11 protein-coding genes and 1 tRNA gene are annotated in these 12,761 nt (G+C 64.9%); 7 read left to right on the top strand and 5 right to left on the bottom strand.

Translation table 11 applies throughout. From position 1 onward, the window contains the following. Positions 1–53 precede the first annotated feature (53 nt). Positions 54–842, top strand: a complete 789-nt coding sequence (locus tag QOL62_RS02175) for a SapC family protein (protein WP_283405003.1) — start codon at positions 54–56, stop codon at positions 840–842. Positions 843–1,103: 261 nt separating this feature from the next. Here QOL62_RS02175 and QOL62_RS02170 read toward each other — a convergent pair whose 3' ends face one another. Next, on the bottom strand, positions 1,104–2,072 hold the full coding sequence (locus QOL62_RS02170; RefSeq protein WP_283405002.1) for an N-formylglutamate amidohydrolase: 969 nt from the start codon (positions 2,070–2,072) through the stop codon (positions 1,104–1,106). 158 nt (positions 2,073–2,230) lie between these two features. Here QOL62_RS02170 and cpdR point away from each other — a divergent pair, with 158 nt between their 5' ends. Beyond that, the gene (gene cpdR / locus QOL62_RS02165) at positions 2,231–2,605 is read left to right on the top strand and encodes a cell cycle two-component system response regulator CpdR (protein ID WP_103728544.1); all 375 of its coding nucleotides are present in this window, start codon (positions 2,231–2,233) and stop codon (positions 2,603–2,605) included. 99 nt (positions 2,606–2,704) lie between these two features. Next, positions 2,705–2,779, top strand: a tRNA-Val gene (locus QOL62_RS02160). 70 nt (positions 2,780–2,849) lie between these two features. Here QOL62_RS02160 and QOL62_RS02155 read toward each other — a convergent pair. Further along, entirely contained in the window at positions 2,850–3,611 is a 762-nt protein-coding gene (locus QOL62_RS02155) for a crotonase/enoyl-CoA hydratase family protein (protein WP_283405115.1), read from the bottom strand. 163 nt (positions 3,612–3,774) lie between these two features. Here QOL62_RS02155 and QOL62_RS02150 point away from each other — a divergent pair, with 163 nt between their 5' ends. Then, a complete protein-coding gene (locus tag QOL62_RS02150) occupies positions 3,775–4,998 on the top strand; it encodes an NADP-dependent isocitrate dehydrogenase (protein WP_103728542.1) in 1,224 nt (407 codons plus the stop codon). Between the two features lie 132 nt (positions 4,999–5,130). Here QOL62_RS02150 and QOL62_RS02145 read toward each other — a convergent pair whose 3' ends face one another. Beyond that, entirely contained in the window at positions 5,131–5,976 is an 846-nt protein-coding gene (locus QOL62_RS02145; protein WP_283405001.1) for a TauD/TfdA dioxygenase family protein, read from the bottom strand. Positions 5,977–6,119: 143 nt separating this feature from the next. Next, on the bottom strand, positions 6,120–6,701 hold the full coding sequence (locus QOL62_RS02140; RefSeq protein WP_103728540.1) for a TetR/AcrR family transcriptional regulator: 582 nt from the start codon (positions 6,699–6,701) through the stop codon (positions 6,120–6,122). Between the two features lie 98 nt (positions 6,702–6,799). On the opposite strand from QOL62_RS02140, the gene QOL62_RS02135 reads away from it, so the two are divergent. The 3 genes from QOL62_RS02135 (at position 6,800) to QOL62_RS02125 (ending at position 9,059) form a co-directional block, all read left to right on the top strand. Beyond that, positions 6,800–7,870 carry a PA0069 family radical SAM protein gene (locus QOL62_RS02135; RefSeq protein ID WP_283405000.1) on the top strand — a complete coding sequence of 357 codons (1,071 nt, stop codon included), beginning with the start codon at positions 6,800–6,802 and terminating at the stop codon, positions 7,868–7,870. 58 nt (positions 7,871–7,928) lie between these two features. Further along, positions 7,929–8,723 carry an enoyl-CoA hydratase/isomerase family protein gene (locus QOL62_RS02130; protein WP_283404999.1) on the top strand — a complete coding sequence of 265 codons (795 nt, stop codon included), beginning with the start codon at positions 7,929–7,931 and terminating at the stop codon, positions 8,721–8,723. Between the two features lie 66 nt (positions 8,724–8,789). Continuing rightward, complete coding sequence (locus QOL62_RS02125) at positions 8,790–9,059, top strand: hypothetical protein (RefSeq protein ID WP_103728537.1); 270 nt, start codon at positions 8,790–8,792, stop codon at positions 9,057–9,059. A 62-nt stretch (positions 9,060–9,121) separates the two neighbouring features. Here the strand turns inward: QOL62_RS02125 and dnaE are convergent, their stop codons facing one another. After that, the gene (dnaE, locus tag QOL62_RS02120) at positions 9,122–12,721 is read right to left on the bottom strand and encodes a DNA polymerase III subunit alpha (protein ID WP_283404998.1); all 3,600 of its coding nucleotides are present in this window, start codon (positions 12,719–12,721) and stop codon (positions 9,122–9,124) included. Between the last annotated feature and the right edge of the window lie 40 nt (positions 12,722–12,761).

Here is a 12,761-nt window from a genome sequence, read left to right as displayed (position 1 = left end):
GAGCCACTAAAGCGTGCGCCTTTCGTAGACGACACCCTCGCGGAGAGTATCCCATGGCCAGCGCGCCTCAGAATCCTGCACTGCCCCTGTTCTACCGGGACCTCATCCCGCTCAACTCGCAGCAGCACGCCACCTGGAAGACCCGTTCCACGGATAAGGCAACCTGGCTCGCCGGCATCAACTCTGTGCCGCTCACGGTCGAGGAATTCCCGCAGGCACAGCGCAATTTCCCGATCATCTTCACCGCCGGCGAGAATCCAATTCCGCTGGTGCTGATGGGCATGAACGAGGGCGTGAACGTCTTCGTCGACGAAGACGGCTCGGTGAACACTCCGGTGTACATCCCGGCCTATGTGCGCCGCTACCCCTTCATGCTGGCCAAGCTGCGCCAGGATTCGGACGAGCTTTCGCTCTGCGTCGATCCCACCAGCGACCTTGTCGGCGAAATCGAGGATGGCGAAGCCCTTTTCAACGCTGAGGCCCAGCCGACCGAAGCCACCACCAACATGCTCAAGTTTTGCGAGAACTTCGAGATCGCCGGCACCAAGACGGCGCAGTTCATGGCCGAACTCCAGAAGCACAAGCTGCTGATGGACGGCGAACTGAACATCGACGTCGGCCAGCCGCAGCCCTTCAACTACCGGGGCTTCCAGATGGTCGACGAGAGCAAGCTGCGCGAAGTGCGCGGTGACGTTCTGCGCCAGTGGAACCAGAACGGCATGCTGGCCCTGATCTACGCACACCTGTTCTCGCTGGAACTGGTTCGCGACATCTTCGGCCGCCAGGCCTCCCAGGGCAAGGTGCCCAACCTGGCCGCCGCCACGGGCGAAGTAAACGCCTGATTCACCATTCAAGTGGGTGGGGTTATGACACTTATGTCACAGTCCCACCCAATTCATGCGACGGCGCAGAGTGTCCGCTGGACTTTCAATCGGTAGCCTGCTCCAAAGAATCGCTTGAATCTCGGCTTGGGTGGACCTATGTGTGGTTTGCCCGGCCGGTGCTACCCTCATGGCCCGTTCGGGTTGGTGCACCTCGTGCACCTCCTCCCTGAACCTTGGCCACCTCGCGCATGCGCGAGGTGGTTTTTTAATGCCTGACGTTCACTCGGCGGCCAGAGGCCAGCCCTGCCCGCTGGTTTCGCGCCCCAGCTCTGCCGCACCAAGCTCCGCTACAATCCCCGCCAGCCGCCGCACTAGCCCTGCCAGATCACGGTTCATGCCGGGCATTCCCTCGCCCGGCTCGACAAGCGCCGAATCCAGGTAGCGGCTCCGGTCGATCTCGATTTGCAAAGCATGAATTCCAGCATGCGGCGCGGCGTGCCGCTCCAGAACATAGCCCCCGGCGTAAGGCCGATTGTGGACCGCAGGCCGGCCGACCTGCCCGAGATACTCGAACGCGGCCGCCACTATGGCGTCATGGCAGCTGGCGCCGAACCGGTCTCCGATCACCACTTGTGCACGCGGGATACCGGCGCGGACGGGCAGCGGCGGCATCGAATGGAGGTCGATCAGCAGCGCAGCGCCCCAACGGTCACGCAGCCGCGCCAGCACGCCTGAAAGCGTCGCGTGATAGGGTTCATGGACCTGCTCGATCCGCTGGACGAGATCCTCCCTGCTGAACCGCCGCCGCCATAGATCCCCGACGATCGGCAATCGCCGGGGGACCAGTCCCAGGCCGCCCCGCGCACGGCGACTTGGTGCGGCGATGCCCCCCGGAGGCCGGGCATCGCGCAGGAACATGTCCCAGTCGATGTCGTCCGGAGCGCGGTTGAGGTCGACCATCGCGCGCGGCGCATGAGCGACAAGCAGGCTCGCCCCGGTGACCTGCGCCACGTCCCGCGCGACGGCGTCGACGTGCCGGTCTTCCAGCCTGAGGACCGCAGAGAGGCCGTGCCGCAGATCGGCCAGCAGCCCTCGCGAATAGCCCCGGCCACCATGCGGCGCCGCGATCAGCACAGGTATTCGGGAAGGCTCTCGCTCCAGAAGGAAGAATGCGGCGCCCTCGGGAGAACCGGGAATGCTTCCCCCTGCCTTCTCCTGCGAATCTGTCTCGTCCGATGGCTCGACCATCGCAGTACGCTGGTCGTTTAACGCCGCCGTGTCAAAGCGTCCCGATCTAGGTCACCTCGGAATCGGCGGAAGAATTATAAGTCACGGCGCTGTAGATCTTCGTTCCAGACACTGGCGCCGGCTGGCGCAGGACAGACATTCCAGATTGGACCGCAACGATGATCCGCATCCTCCTTGCCGAAGACGACGAAGCCATGCGCGTATACCTCCAGGGCGCCCTGCAGAACGCGGGCTACAGCGTCGTCGCGGTCGACTGCGGGACGGCAGCGATCCCCCATCTCATGAACGATGACATAGACCTCCTGCTGACCGACATCGTCATGCCGGAGATGGACGGCATCGAACTGGCCCAGCAGTGCGCGAAGATCTCGCCGATGACCAGGATCATGTTCATCACGGGATTTGCCGCCGTGTCCCTGCGCGCCGGACGCGAGGCACCACAGGCCAAGGTGCTTTCAAAACCCTTCCACCTGCGGGACCTGGTCATGGAAGTCCGCCGTGCGTTCAACGTGCCGGAGCATGCCTCCGTCTGATTTCAAAATTTTCTTCATCACCCTCTTGCCAGCCCGAAAAACCCCCGCTAGAGGGCCAGTCCTCCGGCGGGGACACTCACCGGAACGCTCGAATGGAATGGGCGTATAGCTCAGTGGTAGAGCACTATGTTGACATCGTAGGGGTCGCAAGTTCAATCCTTGCTACGCCCACCATTCCAGAAAACCCCGCGGGTCCTCGGACCTGGCGGGGTTTTTCTTTTGCCTCTGTATCGCCGCTCCGAACCTACCGACCCTGCCAGCGCGGGGCCCGCTTTTCCGCAAAGGCACGCGCGCCTTCCCTGGCATCTTCGGATGAAAAGATCGTCTCGATGTAAGGCCCTTGCCGCGCGGTGATCTCGTCTGCGGGCCAGTGCCACGAATCCCGGATGATCGCCTTGGACGCTGCGACGGCAAGCGGACCGTTGCCGGTGATCGCACGGGCCAGCTCGCGCGCGGCCTCGATGGCGGAGCTCTGCGTGATGCGGTTGATCAGGCCGAGTTCCAGCGCCCGCGCCGCGCTGATCGGATCGCCCGTCAGCGCCAGTTCCATAGCGAGCGCCCGCGGCAGGAGGCGCGGCAGCTGAACCACGCCGCCACCCGCCGCGACCAGCCCGCGCTTCACTTCCGGGATGCCGAAGCGCGCGCCCGCGCTGGCGACGATGAGATCGCAGGCCAGCGCGAGTTCGAAGCCCCCGGCGAGCGCCGGACCATCCACGGCGGCAATCACCGGCTTGCGCGGCGTCCAGGTGCAGATGCCGCCAAAGCCACCCCGTTCGTCCACCGGCAGTTCGCCCCGCAGGAATCCCTTGAGATCCATGCCTGCACAGAAGAAGCCACCCGCCCCCGTCAGGATCGCACAGTGCAGGTCATCGCGGGCTTCCAGGCGATCCATCGCCGCTCCGATCGCCCGCGCGGCGTCGCGCGTCATTGCGTTGCGCTGCTCGGGCCGGTTGATCGTGACTTCGAGAACGCCTTCAGCTTCCGTAACCAGCACCTCTTCGCCCATCCGCTCGCCCCTCTCTACGCCTGTTTCCATTCCGCACACGCTGGAGGCACAAACCCGGCCTGTAAAGCCGCACGGGCGCGATCTTTGGCCCGCCATGCCTTGCCATGCGTGCCCCGCCTGCCTAGAGACTGGCGCAATTCTCACCCCAGGTGGAGTCTTTTGAATGGCGAAGATCAAGGTAGCGAACCCCATCGTCGAGATGGACGGCGATGAAATGACGCGGATCATCTGGCAGTGGATCCGTGAACGTCTGATTCTCCCCTACCTGGACATCGACCTCAAGTACTACGACCTCTCGGTCGAGAACCGCGACGCCACGAACGACCAGATCACCATTGATGCCGCGAACGCCACCAACCAGTACGGCGTCGCAGTCAAGTGCGCGACGATCACTCCCGACGAAGCCCGCGTCGAGGAATTCGGTCTCAAGAAGATGTGGAAGTCGCCCAACGGCACGATCCGCAACATCCTGGGCGGTGTCGTCTTCCGCGAGCCGATCGTGATCTCGAACGTGCCGCGCCTTGTTCCGGGCTGGACCGATCCCATCGTCGTCGGCCGCCATGCCTTCGGCGACCAGTACCGCGCGACCGACACCAAGATCCCCGGCGCCGGCAAGCTGCGCCTGGTCTGGGACGGCGAGAACGGCGAGAAGATCGACCTCGACGTGTTCGATTTCCCGGCTCCGGGCGTCGCCATGGCGATGTACAACCTCGACGAGTCGATCCGCGACTTCGCACGCGCTTCGTTCAACTACGGCCTCTCGCTGGGCTGGCCGGTGTACCTCTCCACCAAGAACACCATCCTCAAGGCGTATGACGGCCGCTTCAAGGACCTCTTCCAGGAAGTCTTCGACAACGAAGGCTTCGCGCAGAAGTTCAAGGATGCGGGCATCATCTACGAACACCGCCTGATCGACGACATGGTCGCATCGGCGCTGAAGTGGTCGGGCAAGTTCGTCTGGGCCTGCAAGAACTACGACGGTGACGTGCAGTCCGACACCGTCGCGCAGGGCTTCGGCTCGCTCGGCCTGATGACCTCCGTCCTCATGGCACCCGACGGCAAGACCGTCGAAGCCGAAGCCGCGCACGGCACCGTGACCCGCCACTACCGCCAGCACCAGCAGGGCAAGGCGACCTCGACCAACCCGATCGCGTCGATCTTCGCCTGGACCCGTGGTCTCATCTATCGCGGCAAGTTCGACAACACGCCGGACGTGGTGAAGTTCGCCGAGACCGTCGAGCGCATCTGCGTCGAGACCGTCGAAAGCGGCAAGATGACCAAGGACCTCGCACTCCTGATCGGTCCGGATCAGAGCTGGATGACCACGGAGCAGTTCTTCGAGGAAATCGTGAAGAACCTCGAAACCGAGATGGCCAACTGGGCCTGACCCTGTCGCTCGGCGGTGAACGCCGCCGAGCCAACGAAAAGGCCCGCCTTCATCGTGTGAAGGCGGGCCTTTTCTTTTGCCGGTGTTCGGGCGCCTCCCCGCAGGACACGCCTGCGGGGTACGTCGCGAACCTCAGCCGAAGGTCCAGGGCTCTTCGCCCTCCAACTTGGTGCGGTGCATCATGCGGCCGCAGGTGGGATCGTAGGCTTCGGCGCGATGCATGGTGCCGGTGTTGTCCCAGATCACCATGTCGCCCACTTCCCATTCGTGGCTGTAGGTGAATTCCGGACCGGTCGCCCATTCGCGCAGACCGTGAATGATGCGCGCGCTTTCGAGATGGTCCACGCCCTGCACATGATGGCAGGTGCAGCCCAGCACGAGCGACTTGCGGCCCGACTTGTGCTTCCACACCAACGGCAGGACCTTCTCACCGATGCCCTGCATCCCCTTGAGCTTGGCGAGGCTCGGCTCCGGTTCGTAGTAGAACAGCGAAGCCCACGGCCCGTGCACGACGCGCAGGTCTTCGTAGTAAGCCTTGTCCTCGTCCGAGAGGGCTTCGTAGGCGGCGTAAGTGTTGGAAAAGCCGGTGTTGCCCGTTCCCTTGGGGCTCGGCACCTTGCACGTCAGAAGCGAGGCGAGGATCGGCACTTCGTTTCGGGTGCCGTCGATATGCCAGTAGAGCGAGCCCTTCAAGTACTCCGCCGCCATCGGGTTTTCCTTCACGTCCAGCGTGATCTTGCTGGGTCCACCGTCCGGCCCTTCCGGGGCGTACTGGCCGAGCGTCTTGGTGAAGGCGATCTGCTCCTCGTCGTTGAAGTTGATTTTGGGAAACACGAGGATGCCGCGCGCTTCCAGTTCCTCGCGCAGCTGCGGAGCGAGTTCGCCGGAAAGCAGTTCGTCCTTCGAATTGAGAATGCGGCTGCCGATGTTCGGCTTGATATGTTCAGCCTTCAGCTGAACCGAGGTGGTGACCGTCATGACCCTGACTCCCAGAAATGCCGTATGAGAACACTGTTACCATGTTCGCGCGACGGTGGGTAGAATCAAGCCGGCTTCCAGCCGATCGCACCCGGGCAGTCGAACTCAACGCCCGTACGGTATGTCCACGCGCTGCCGCGCGATCAGGGGGCCAGCTTGTCCAGCCAACCCTCGACGATGCGGATCGCCTCGGCATGGCCGGTGGTCACGCCCAACCCGTGCTCCATAACGATGGCACGGCCGATCCCTGCCAGGACCACGCTGAGCCCGGCCGCGTCGAAGCCTTCCAGCCTGCTCAGCCGGTCGCCCAGCAGACGCTTCAGTATCTCCACCTGACGGGCGCGCATTTCCTCGCTGTGCTGGGCCATGTACTCGCGCACGGCGGGGCGGTGGTTCGCCAGTGCCATGAACTCCAGCGCCATGGCGACCCGGCTGGTATCGATGAAGAAGTCCCACAACGCCCGCAGCGGGTCTTCCGATGCCAGCGCTTCCTCGATCATGCGGTCGCTCTGCGCCGCCCCTTGGCGCGAGACTTCGACAAGGAGGTCGTCCGTGGTCGGAAAATAGTAATGCACCAACGAGGGCTTCAGCCCCGCACGCGCGGCGACGCGCCGCGTGCTGACGGAGGCGTAGCCTTCGTCGCGGATCAACTGGTTGGTCGCTTCGATGATGACGGCCCGAGTCGCGGACGTCTCGGCTCCAACCCTGCGCGTAGCGCCTGCCATTGTATTCCCCTTTCCGTCCCGCCTACGGGGGGATGGGCGCAAGATCAACCGAACAGACCGGATTGACTTTCGTTCCCGTTTTGTTCAGAGTGCATTCCATGAACGCAGTCAAGGGAAGAGGAGCGACAAGCAGCGCGGCAAGCAGCCGGTTCAACCTGCCCGCGCGCGAAACCGACGGCGACTGGCTCGACATGGCCGAAACCGTCGACGGACCTTCGCGGCACCCGGCCACCACGGTGACGGAGGAGCATCCGCGCTCCATCCTTTCCTTCAACGCGTCGCCCGACGTCCCGTTCGACCGTTCGGTGAACGCGTACCGGGGCTGCGAGCACGGCTGCATCTATTGCTTCGCCCGCCCCACCCACGCTTATCACGACCTGTCTCCCGGATTGGATTTCGAGACGAAGCTCTATGCCAAGCCCACGGCGGCCCGGCTGCTGCGCGAGACGCTGGCGAAGCCCGGCTACAAGCCCGCGCCGATTGCGATGGGCACGAACACCGACCCCTACCAGCCCATCGAACGCCGCTACCGGATCACGCGCGAGGTGCTGGAGCTGTGCCTCGAAGTCGGCCATCCGGTCACGATCACGACCAAGTCGGACCGCGTCCTGCACGACATCGGCCTCCTGTCGCAGCTCGCTGCGCGCAATCTCGTCCACGTTGGCATTTCCGTCACCAGCCTTGACCCGGTCCTGTCGCAGAAGCTGGAGCCGCGGGCTGCCTCTCCGGCCAAGCGCATGGCCGCACTGGAACGGCTGGCGGGGGAAGGCGTCCCGGTTCACGTCTCCGTGGCGCCCGTCATCCCCTCCATCACCGACAGCTTCATGGAGGCCATTCTGGAGGAGGCGGCCGCGCGCGAAGTGCGCTGCGCAACCTGGATCATCGTGCGCCTTCCTCACGAAGTTGCGCCCCTGTTCCGCGAATGGCTTGATGTTCACTTCCCGGATCGCGCCGCCAAGGTGATGGCGACGATCCGCTCCATCCGCGGCGGGCGCGACAACGATCCCAACTTCGGCACGCGCATGAAGCCGGAAGGGGTCTGGGCCGATCTGCTCCGGCGGCGCTTCCGGGTGGCCACGGCAAGGCTCGGCATGACGGGACCGTCGGTCGCGCTGGACTGCTCGCAGTTCCGCCGCCCCTCCCGCGACGGCCAGCTCTCGCTTCTGTAAGCAAGTGCGATTGCCGCGCGGAGACACGCAAAGTCCGCGCGCGCTTCTATCGTAAGGCATGACTGGATCCTTGCTCGTCGACCGCCGTGATGCGGTGGAAATCGTCTCCCTCAATCGCCCCGGAGCCCTCAACACCTTCGACGAAGAGATGACCGCCGCCGTCGCCCATTACTTCGCCGGCCTGTCGGATCGGGCCGAGGTCCGCGTCGTCATCCTGCGCGCGGAAGGGCGGGCGTTCTGCGGCGGGCTGGACCTCGGCGGCTGGGCCAACGACGGTTCGCGCGGGGAACTGCAGCACTACTGGCGACTGCAACGCTCGCTCGGCAGCATCCTCGAACGGATGCGCGCCTGTCCGCAGCCGATCATCGGGCTTGGCCACGGCGCGGCCTGCGGAGCCGGCTTCTCGCTGCTTCTGGCCGCCGATGTGCGCCTCGGCACCCCGGATCTGCGGATGAACGCCGCTTACATAAAGGTGGGCCTGGGCGGATGTGATCTGGGATGCAGCTACTTCCTGCCGCGGCTGATCGGTGCCTCCGTCGCCTCCGAGTACATCCTGACCGGCCGCTTCATGACCGCGGAGAAGGCGCTGGCCTGCGGGCTGCTCAGTCGCATCCTCCCGGCCGAGGACCTGCTGGAGGCGGGACTCTCGCTCGCGGCGGAGATGACGGCCAACGCACCCATGGGCCTGCGCCTCACCAAGGACGCGCTGAACCGCAATCTCGATGCCCGCTCCCTGTCGGACGCCATGGCTCTCGAAGACCGGCAGCAGGTCATGATGCTGATGTCGGAGGATTTCGAGGAAGGCGTGGCCGCTTTCCGGGAAAAGCGCGCACCGCGCTACCGCGACCGCTGACCCCGGCAACCACGATCACGATGGCGCGTTCCGTCACCAGTCACCAACTGGGACAGGAGCCGACTTATGGCTGAAGAAACCGTCACCACCGAACGCCCGGCAGACGCTGCTCCGGGCAACACCACCATCATTCGCGAAACCCGATCGACCGGAAGCGGCACCGGCATCATCATGGCGCTGGTCCTGCTCGTGGCGATCGTCGGCGGCATCTACCTGTTCAGCCAGAACAGCGAGACGGCCAAGGACAACGCGATCGCAGAGGCTGCAGGCGACATCGGGAATGCCGCGAGCAAGGTGGGCGACGCCGCTCAGGACGCCGTTAACACCGAAAAGTAACCCGCGCGAGGCAGCCCTGCGCCGGGGGCTGTCCTCACACGGGCATGTGATCGGCGCCCGAATCAGGCCGCCATGGCGACGCGCTCCGGCCCACGCTTGGCCGTGAGCGAGACGTGGGAGATGCCCTCCACGCTTTGAAGGTGCTCCGCAAAGTCGCCGTCAAGCGCGAAATCGCGGCCAAGCCGGACCTTCTGCGTGCGCCCGTCGCCAAGATGGAGGGTGGCGATCACCTCACCCGCGCCACGTGCGCCCGGTCGCATCAACAGCGCGAGTTCGCGAACCGCCTCCACCCGATCGATATCCAGCTTCAGCACCATGCGGGCGTCCGCCTTGACTTCGCTGAGCGGTCGCCCTCCCCGCACGGTGACGCGCGGCGGCTCGTCCTGGCTGGGTGAATCCAGCTCCACGTTGAGCAGGATGCAGGCGCCCTCCCTCGCCCATTTCACGAAATTCTCAACCAGGCTTTCCTCAAAACACGAAGCCGAGAAGTTGCCGGAGGAATCGGAGAACTCCGCCATCACGAAGTCCTTGCCCTTGCGTGTCTTGCGCCTCTGTACGCTCTCCACCATCGCCGCCATTACCGCGCCCGTGCGGCCACCGCCGCCCCCCGCCATGAGACTGGAATAGGTCCGCGCGCCGTTGGCCGACGCGACGGCACGGTACTGCTCGACCGGGTGCGCGGCGAAGTAGAAGCCGAAGGTCTCGCGCTCCTTCGCCATCTGCTCGGCGCGGTCCCACTTGTCGGCTTCGACGAGGCGCAGCCCCTGCTCCACATGATCGTCGCCGCCAAACAGGCCGTGCTGGCTGGAGTTGCGTTCGCGTGAGGAGCGGTCCGCCTCGGCCAGCAGGGTGTCGGCGTTCGCAAGGACCTTGGCGCGGTTGGGTTCGAGCGCGTCGAATGCGCCCGCAGCGGCAAGGCTTTCGAGCTGGCGCCGGTTCATGGAGCCTGCCGGAGCGCGGCGGAACACGTCGTCGAGGCTTTCGAACGGGCCGTTCGCCTCTCGCTCTGCGACGATGGCTTCCATCGCCTTTTCGCCGACGTTGCGGATACCCGCCAGCGCGTAGCGGACGGCGTGGCTCTCCGCCGTTTCCTCGACGATGAACTCGGCTTCCGACCGGTTGATGTCCGGCGGGGCGAGTTCGATGCCGTTGCGGCGCGCGTCGTCGACGAAGATCGCGAGCTTTTCCGACTGGTGCATGTCGAAGCACATGGCCGCCGCATAGAATTCGTGCGGGTAATGCGCCTTGAACCAGGCCGTGTGATACGCCAGCAGCGCGTAGGCGGCGGCGTGCGACTTGTTGAAGCCGTACCCTGCGAACTTGTCGATCAAGTCGAACAGTTCGTTGGCCTTGGCCGCGTCGATGCCCGAGACTTCCCGGCAGCCATCGACGAAGCGCTGGCGCTGCTTGTCCATCTCGGCCTGGACCTTCTTGCCCATCGCGCGGCGCAGAAGGTCGGCGTCGCCCAGCGAGTAGCCCGCCAGGATCTGCGCGGCCTGCATGACCTGCTCCTGGTAGACGAAGATCCCGTATGTCTCGCCCAGGATGCCCGCCAGCTTGGCGTGCGGATACTCGATGGGAGCAAGCCCGTTCTTGCGCTGGCCGAACAGCGGGATGTTGTCCATCGGCCCGGGGCGGTAAAGCGAGACGAGCGCGATGATGTCGCCGAAGTTGGTCGGCTTCACCGCCGCCAGCGTACGGCGCATGCCTTCCGATTCCAGCTGGAACACGCCGACCGTGTCACCGCGCTTGAGCAGTTCGTAGACCGCAGGATCGTCCCATCCCAGGGTCGAGAGATTGATGGTGATGCCGCGCCTTTCGAGCAGATCGCACGCCTTGCGCAGCACGGACAGCGTCTTGAGGCCGAGGAAATCGAACTTAACGAGCCCGGTGTCCTCGACATACTTCATGTCGAACTGCGTCACCGGCATATCCGAGCGCGGATCGCGGTATAGCGGAACGAGCTGCGCCAGCGGGCGATCCCCGATCACCACGCCCGCCGCATGGGTAGAGGAGTTGCGCGGCAGGCCCTCCAACTGCACGGCAAGGTCCACCAGACGGCGCACTTCGCGGTCGTTGTCATACTCGCGCTTGAACTCGGCCACCGGCGGGTCCTTGGTCACGCCGTGCGCCTTGCGGCCCTGGATCGTCTCGGTCAGCGTCCAGGGGTCAGTGGGATGGTTGGGCACCATCTTGCACAGGCTGTCGACGCGGCCGTAGCCCATCTGCAGGATGCGCCCGCAGTCGCGCAGCACGGCGCGGGCCTTCATCTTGCCGAAGGTGATGATCTGCGCGACGTGATCGTGGCCGTACTTCTTCTGGACGTAGCGGATCACCTCGCCACGGCGGGTTTCGCAGAAGTCGATGTCGAAGTCCGGCATCGAGACGCGTTCCGGGTTCAGGAAGCGTTCGAACAGCAGGCCGAGTTTCAGCGGATCGAGGTCCGTGATGGTCAGCGCCCAAGCCACCAGCGAGCCCGCGCCCGAACCACGGCCCGGCCCAACCGGAATACCGTTGTCCTTGGCCCACTTGATGAAGTCAGCAACGATGAGGAAGTAGCCGGGGAAGCCCATGCCGACGATGATCTTCGTCTCGAAATCGAGCCGGTCAGCGTATTCGAGGAAGTCCTCGGTTACGCCCTTCTCGCGAAGCTCTTCGTAGGCGCCGCGCCGCTCGTCGCCCTGCAGCGCCATGGCCGCGTCCAGCTCCTCCTCGGTGACACCGGGCCAGTACGGGGCGAGGCGCGCGGCAAGCCCCCGGCGCGAGTCGTCGGCGAGCATCCGCGCTTCGCCCTCTCGGTCACCGGCAAGGCTTGGCAGTAGCGGCTTGCGCTTGGGCGGCGCATAAGCGCAGCGCTGCGCCACGACGAGCGTGTTGGCGAGCGCTTCGGGCAGGTCGGAGAACAGCTCCGCCATTACGTCGGCAGGCTTCACCCACCTCTCGGACGAGGAACGGGGGCGATCCGCCGCATCGACCTGCGTGGAATTGGCGATGCACAGGAGAGCGTCGTGCGCGGAGTGGAAGCCCTGGTCCGGGAACTGCGCCGGGTTCGTCGCCACCAGCGGGATGTCCCGCTGATAGGCAAGCGCAATGAGGTCTTCCTCGCTCTCGTCCTCTTCGGGTTCGCCGGTCCGGGTGATCTCGATGTAGAGACGGTTGCCGAACAGGGACTGCAAGGTATCGCAGTAGCTTTCGGCGCCCTCATGCCGCCCCGTCGCGTAAAGCCGGGCCAGCGCGCCTTCATTGCCGCCCGTCAGGCAGATCAGCCCGTCCGTGTAACCCCGCAGCGATTCCAGTTCGACATGGGGATCCAGCTCCAGCGGCCGGTCAAGGTGTGCGCGGCTGACGTGGTGGCACAGGTTAAGCCAGCCCGTCTCGTTCTGTGCGAAGAGCGCGAGCCAGTCGATCGCCCGGTCCTGCCCCTGGGCGACGGCACCCGGACGACCGATGGCAAGGAACGTGCCGATGACCGGCTGCACGCCCATACCCTTCGCCGCGCCCGCAAAGGTGGGGGCCGCGTAAAGCCCGTTCCGGTCGCAAAGGCCTGCGGCGGGAAACTTGCGCTCCTTTGCCAGCTTGGCGACCGCCTTCGGATCGATCGCGCCATCCAGCATGGTGAAGCTGGAAAAGATGCGAAGGGGTACGAAGGGAGCATGCGACATGGCCGGAATCTAGGCATCGGGCTGCCGTGCAATCAAGGGC

The sequence above is a fragment of the Novosphingobium panipatense genome, from assembly GCF_900182875.1.
In the GTDB taxonomy this organism is placed as follows: Bacteria; Pseudomonadota; Alphaproteobacteria; order Sphingomonadales; family Sphingomonadaceae; genus Novosphingobium; species Novosphingobium panipatense.
The sequence above is the reverse complement of the archived record's forward strand: the minus strand, read 5'-3'. Positions and strand labels throughout refer to the sequence as shown.

What these genes read in the sequence shown, in the direction of transcription:
- QOL62_RS02175 (WP_283405003.1), top strand. Translation starts at nt 54, where the DNA reads ATGGCCAGCGCGCCTCAGAATCCTGCACTGCCCCTGTTCTACCGGGAC.
- QOL62_RS02170 (WP_283405002.1), bottom strand. Translation starts at nt 2,072, where the DNA reads ATGGTCGAGCCATCGGACGAGACAGATTCGCAGGAGAAGGCAGGGGGA.
- cpdR (WP_103728544.1), top strand. Translation starts at nt 2,231, where the DNA reads ATGATCCGCATCCTCCTTGCCGAAGACGACGAAGCCATGCGCGTATAC.
- QOL62_RS02155 (WP_283405115.1), bottom strand. Translation starts at nt 3,611, where the DNA reads ATGGGCGAAGAGGTGCTGGTTACGGAAGCTGAAGGCGTTCTCGAAGTC.
- QOL62_RS02150 (WP_103728542.1), top strand. Translation starts at nt 3,775, where the DNA reads ATGGCGAAGATCAAGGTAGCGAACCCCATCGTCGAGATGGACGGCGAT.
- QOL62_RS02145 (WP_283405001.1), bottom strand. Translation starts at nt 5,976, where the DNA reads ATGACGGTCACCACCTCGGTTCAGCTGAAGGCTGAACATATCAAGCCG.
- QOL62_RS02140 (WP_103728540.1), bottom strand. Translation starts at nt 6,701, where the DNA reads ATGGCAGGCGCTACGCGCAGGGTTGGAGCCGAGACGTCCGCGACTCGG.
- QOL62_RS02135 (WP_283405000.1), top strand. Translation starts at nt 6,800, where the DNA reads ATGAACGCAGTCAAGGGAAGAGGAGCGACAAGCAGCGCGGCAAGCAGC.
- QOL62_RS02130 (WP_283404999.1), top strand. Translation starts at nt 7,929, where the DNA reads ATGACTGGATCCTTGCTCGTCGACCGCCGTGATGCGGTGGAAATCGTC.
- QOL62_RS02125 (WP_103728537.1), top strand. Translation starts at nt 8,790, where the DNA reads ATGGCTGAAGAAACCGTCACCACCGAACGCCCGGCAGACGCTGCTCCG.
- dnaE (WP_283404998.1), bottom strand. Translation starts at nt 12,721, where the DNA reads ATGTCGCATGCTCCCTTCGTACCCCTTCGCATCTTTTCCAGCTTCACC.